This is a genomic window from Streptomyces sp. NPDC058534 (assembly GCF_042717365.1).
GTDB lineage: Bacteria > Actinomycetota > Actinomycetes > Streptomycetales > Streptomycetaceae > Streptomyces.
On the sequence record NZ_JBHXNW010000063.1, the window covers coordinates 47,608 to 52,392 of the forward strand.

At 72.8% G+C, this 4,785-nt stretch carries 5 protein-coding genes; 1 reads left to right on the forward strand and 4 read right to left on the reverse strand.

What is annotated here, in order from left to right; all coding sequences use genetic code 11:
• Nucleotides 1-37: 37 nt before the first annotated feature.
• From ACFWR9_RS31020 to ACFWR9_RS31035, 4 genes are read right to left on the reverse strand one after another with little or no spacing between them, the layout of a single operon-like run.
• Nucleotides 38-1,090 (reverse strand): NAD(P)H-dependent flavin oxidoreductase, encoded by a 1,053-nt coding sequence (locus ACFWR9_RS31020; protein ID WP_383847692.1) that lies wholly within the window; start codon nucleotides 1,088-1,090, stop codon nucleotides 38-40.
• Nucleotides 1,091-1,131: 41 nt separating this feature from the next.
• Nucleotides 1,132-1,908 (reverse strand): CoA-transferase subunit beta, encoded by a 777-nt coding sequence (locus ACFWR9_RS31025; RefSeq protein WP_383847684.1) that lies wholly within the window; start codon nucleotides 1,906-1,908, stop codon nucleotides 1,132-1,134.
• Nucleotides 1,905-2,762 carry a CoA transferase subunit A gene (locus tag ACFWR9_RS31030; RefSeq protein ID WP_383847693.1) on the reverse strand — a complete coding sequence of 286 codons (858 nt, stop codon included), beginning with the start codon at nucleotides 2,760-2,762 and terminating at the stop codon, nucleotides 1,905-1,907. Before ACFWR9_RS31030 ends, ACFWR9_RS31025 begins: the two co-directional genes overlap by 4 nt.
• Before the next feature lie 14 nt (nucleotides 2,763-2,776).
• The gene (locus ACFWR9_RS31035) at nucleotides 2,777-3,562 is read right to left on the reverse strand and encodes an enoyl-CoA hydratase family protein (RefSeq protein WP_383847686.1); all 786 of its coding nucleotides are present in this window, start codon (nucleotides 3,560-3,562) and stop codon (nucleotides 2,777-2,779) included.
• A gap of 130 nt (nucleotides 3,563-3,692) precedes the next feature.
• Here ACFWR9_RS31035 and ACFWR9_RS31040 point away from each other — a divergent pair, with 130 nt between their 5' ends.
• Nucleotides 3,693-4,613: an SDR family oxidoreductase gene (locus ACFWR9_RS31040; protein WP_383847688.1), complete on the forward strand. Its 921-nt coding sequence runs from the start codon at nucleotides 3,693-3,695 to the stop codon at nucleotides 4,611-4,613.
• The last annotated feature ends 172 nt before the right edge of the window (nucleotides 4,614-4,785 follow it).

Below are 4,785 nucleotides of genomic sequence, written 5' to 3' on the forward strand. Positions count from 1 at the left end.
GGTCCGGATCTCCGGACCGCCCCCCTCGTCGTATGCCTCAAGTCGTCTGCTGGGGCAGCGACTTCAGCGTCGCCTGCGCCTCGTTCATGATGCGTCCGACCAGTTCCGTACAGGACGGCAGGTCCTCGATCAGCCCCGCCACCTGTCCCGAGGCCATCACCCCGATGTCCGTGCGCCCCTCGACCAGCGAGGCCTTGAGCAGCATCGGGGTGTTGGCGGCCAGCAGCACCTGGCCCCAGGTCAGCTCCTTGCCGTGCTTCATCGCCAGTCCGTCCCGGACCAGCCGTGGCCAGCTCGCACCCGTCTCCTTCCGGAAGGCCGCGGCGTGCCGCAACGCGCGCAGACTCGATGTCACACGGCCCGCCCGCTCCAGCGAGTCCACCATGGAGGTGCGCAGCATGCGGTGCGGCAGTCCGTCCACCTTGGTCGTGACCGTGACGTCGTTGACCGCGGCGGCCAGGTACTTCGCCTTCACCGCCGTCGGCACGGTGCTGTCGGAGGTGAGCAGGAAGCGGGTGCCCATCCCGATGCCGGCCGCCCCGTAGGCGAGCGCGGCCACCAGACCGCGCCCGTCGCGGAAGCCGCCCGCGGCGATCACCGGGATGTCGACCGCGTCCACGACCTGGGGGAGGAGCACCGTGGTGGCCACCTCGCCCGTGTGGCCGCCGCCCTCGCCACCCTGCACCATGACCGCGTCCGCGCCCCACGCGGCGACCTTCTCCGCGTGCCGGCGGGCGCCGATGGAGGGGATGACGACGACGCCGGCGTCCTTGAGACGGGCGATCAGGTCCTTGGACGGGGCGAGGGCGAAGGACGCCACCCGCACCCCTTCGTCGACGATGATCCGCACCCGGTCCGCGGCGTCCCCGGCGTCCGCCCGGAGATTGACGCCGAACGGCGCGTCCGTACGGGACTTGACCTCCCGCACCGCCGCGCGCAGCTGCTCCACGGTCATCGTGGCGGAGGCGAGGATGCCGAGCGCCCCCGCGTTCGCCGAGGCGGACACCAGACGGGGGCCGGCCACCCAGCCCATCCCGGTCTGCACGATCGGATGCCGTACTCCGGTCAGCTCGGTGAGCGCGGTCGGGATCGTGGCGGAACCCGCCATCTCCGCGCCGGAACCCTCCCCGCTCACGCCGGAACCTCCCGCTCCCGCAGTCCCTTCGGGTCGACGACCTCACGGATCAGCCGCAGCTCCGCCTCGGTCGGCTCCCGGGTGAAGGGCACCTCGTCGGGGACCGTGAGGGCGAAGCCGGTGGCCTCGGTGACCTGCTCGACGGTGACCCCGGGGTGCAGGGAGCGCAGCCGCATCGTGCGGTCGGGGGTCTCGAAGTCGAAGGCGCCCAGGTTGGTGATCACCTCGGGGATGCGGTGGTAGCGGGTCGCGGCGGGACCGGCCGCCGCTGCCCGGTCGTAACCGACGCCGCTGACCATGTCGACGCGCTCGACGAACACCCGGGCCGAATGCTTCGGCACCCAGTAACTCGTCGGGTTGTTGAGGGTGTTGACCGGTGCGCCGCGCACCCCGAGCAACTGCCGGGTGGGCCTGGCCCAGTCGCCGATGCAGGAGATGTTCTGGTTGCCGTACCGGTCGAGCTGGCTCGCGCCCATCATCACGTGCCGGCGGCCGGTGGCCGTCAGCGCGAGGTGCTGGCGGAACGGCAGCCAGCCCTCCACGGCCCCCGGCCGCTGCCCGACCGCGGGCACGTCCGCCATGAGCAGCGCCTCCCCGTCGGTCAGCAGCAGGTCGGGGGAGAAGGTGAGTTTCGCCAGGCGCGCCCCGATGGCCGGGACGGTGCCCATCGGGCTGGCGAGGATCTCCCCGGCACCGCGCCAGGCCTCGGCGCAGGCCACCACGCAGTACTCGGCGCGGGTCGCGGCAGGCAGGCCGGTGTCCGTGACGCTCATGCTTCCTCCTGCTGGTCCTGGCGGAACGCCGCGACGGCGGCCTGGTAGGCGGCTTCGTCCCCGGACAGGAACCGCGCCTCGAACGCCTCCCACGCCTCGGGGTCACGGGCGGCCCGGACGTAAGCGCGCTGGAAGTCCTCGTCGCGGTCGTGGTCGGGTACACAGGAGGTGAAGTGCGCGCCGTTCGGCGTCTCCACGACACCGTCCACGAACAGGCGCTTGACCAGCAGGGTCTGGGGCCCGTGCTCCTTGAGCAGGTCCGCGGTGTCCACGATCCGCTCGCAGGAGACGTACGCGTGGTCGGCCGCCTCGCAGAACAGGTCGTCGAAGTACGGGTCCGGGCCCAGGTACTGGCCGTTGCCCTGTGCGTCGGCGCGGTTGAGGTGGACCAGGGCCGCGTCCAGGCGCAGGGCCGGTGCCGCGACCAGTTCCTCCCCGTCGTCGTAGGGCGAACGAACAGTGCGCAGCGAGGGGTTGACCTTCATCACGTCCGATCCGAGCCCTGCTCGTACGGGGATGAACGGCAGTCGTTGCGCACCGGCGGTCAGGCCCCACATGAGCATGGCCTCGTCCAGCTCCACCATCTCGAAGGCCCCGCGCTGCCGGGCGGCGGTGAAGTGCGGCTCCAGGGGTATCGAGTCGAGGGTGCCGAAGGCCGCGACCAGCTTGCGGATCTTCCCCGCGGCTGCAAGCAGACCGACGTCGGGTCCGCCGTACGACACCACCGTCAGGTCCGTCACGTCCGAGCGCAGCAGCGCCCGCACCAGGGCCATCGGCTTGCGGCGCGAGCCCCAGCCGCCGATGCCGATCGTCATGCCGCTGCGCAGCCGGCCGACGACGTCGTCGGCCGTCATCGTCTTGTCCTGGGTCACGCTCGCTGCTCCTTGTCGGTGCCGGAAGTGTGGGGGCCGGAAGTGCCGGTGCCGAAGGTGTCGCGCACGCGGTCGGCGACCCCGCTGAGGTTGGCCTCGAAGGTGAAGCCCTGCTCGAAGCGGTAGCTGCGGCGTACGTCGACGGGGTCGATGCCGTTGATGGCGGCCTTGGCCAGCCGGATCAGGTGGCCGTCCTTGGCGGCGATCTCGCCGGCCAACTCCAGGGCGGTGGCCCGCAGTTCCTCGCGCGGGACCACGCGCCACACCGAGCCGTGCCGATGCAGCTCCTCGGCCGTCGCGGTGCGCGAGGTGTAGTACAGGGCCCGCATCAGGTGCTGCGGGACCAGCCGGGCGAGGTGCGTGGCCGCGCCGAGCGCGCCGCGGTCCAGCTCCGGGAGCCCGAAGGTGGCGTCGTCGGCCGCCACGATCGCGTCCGCGTTGCCGACCAGGCCGATGCCGCCGCCCAGGCAGAAACCGTGCACGGCGGCCACCACCGGGACCTCGCACTCGTAGACCGCGGCGAACGCCTCGAAGCAGCCCCGGTTGGCGTCGATCAGCGCGCCGTGCCCCTCCGTGCGCTGCAACTCCTTGATGTCCACGCCCGCGTTGAACCCGCGGCCCTCGGCGGTGAGCACCACACAGCGCACCTCGGGGTCGGCGCCGGCGGCGCGCACCGCGGCGGCCAGTTCGTACCAGCCCCGCACGGGGAGGGCGTTGACCGGGGGGAAGTCCACAGTGACGACGGCGACGCCCTTTTGCGGGGCGGAGGTGGAGACACCCATGAGCAGATCAGCTACCTTTCCACCAAACGTTTGTTAGGCAGAAGGTAGCAGTGATGCGAACGCCGGGGGAGTGCACCGTGCCACTGAGCGGTACGGCACCGCCCCCGGCCCTTCCCGAAAGGACACCCTCATGACCTCACCGACCGCCCTGTGCGCCGGCCGCGTCGTCGCCGTCACCGGCGCGGGCCGCGGACTCGGCCGCGCACACGCCCTGGCCTTCGCCGCCGAGGGCGCGAAAGTCGTCGTCAACGACCTCGGCGTGGGCCTCGACGGCTCCGGCGCGGGCGGCGGCCCCGCGCAGCGGGTCGTCGAGGAGATCCGCGCCGCCGGCGGCACGGCCGTCGCGCACGGCGGCGACATCGCCACCGGCGACGGCGCGGCCTCCCTCGTCGCCACCGCCCTCGACTCCTTCGGCCGGCTCGACACCCTGGTCAACAACGCCGGGTTCCTGCGCGACCGGATGCTGGTGAACCTGGACGAGGACGACTGGGACGCGGTGATGCGCGTTCACCTCAAGGGCCACTTCCTGCCGCTCAAGCACGCGGCAGCGCACTGGCGCGCCGAGGCCAAGGCGGGCCGCGTCCCCGATGCGCGCGTGATCAACACCAGCTCCGGAGCGGGCCTGCTGGGCAGCGTGGGCCAGGGCAACTACTCCGCGGCCAAGGCGGGCATCGTCGGGCTCACCCTGGTGGCCGCCGCCGAGATGGGCCGCTACGGCGTCCAGGTCAACGCGATCGCCCCGGCCGCCCGCACCCGGATGACCGAGGAGACCTTCGCCGAGACCATGGCGGCGCCCGGCGAGGGCGGCTTCGACGCGATGGCTCCGGAGAACGTGTCGCCGCTCGTCGTGTGGCTCGGCTCGGCGGCCTCGGCCGGGGTGAGCGGCCGGGTCTTCGAGGCGGAGGCCGGCCGGATCACCGTGATGGAAGGCTGGCGCCCCGGCCCCACCGCCGACAAGGACGCCCGCTGGACCCCGGCCGAGGCCGGCGAGGCGGCGACGAAGCTCCTGGCCGCCGCCGAGACACCGCAGCCGGTGTACGGCAGCCGCTGACGCCCTGCGGTCGCGGCCCGGTCCCAGGCCCCGCCCCATCCGGCCGCACCCTCCGCCCCACCCGGCCGCGGCCCCCCCCCCCCTCGTCGTATGCCTCAAGTCGTCTGCTGGGGCAGCGACTTCAGCGTCGCCTGCGCCTCGTTCATGATGCGTCCGACCAGTTCCGTACAGG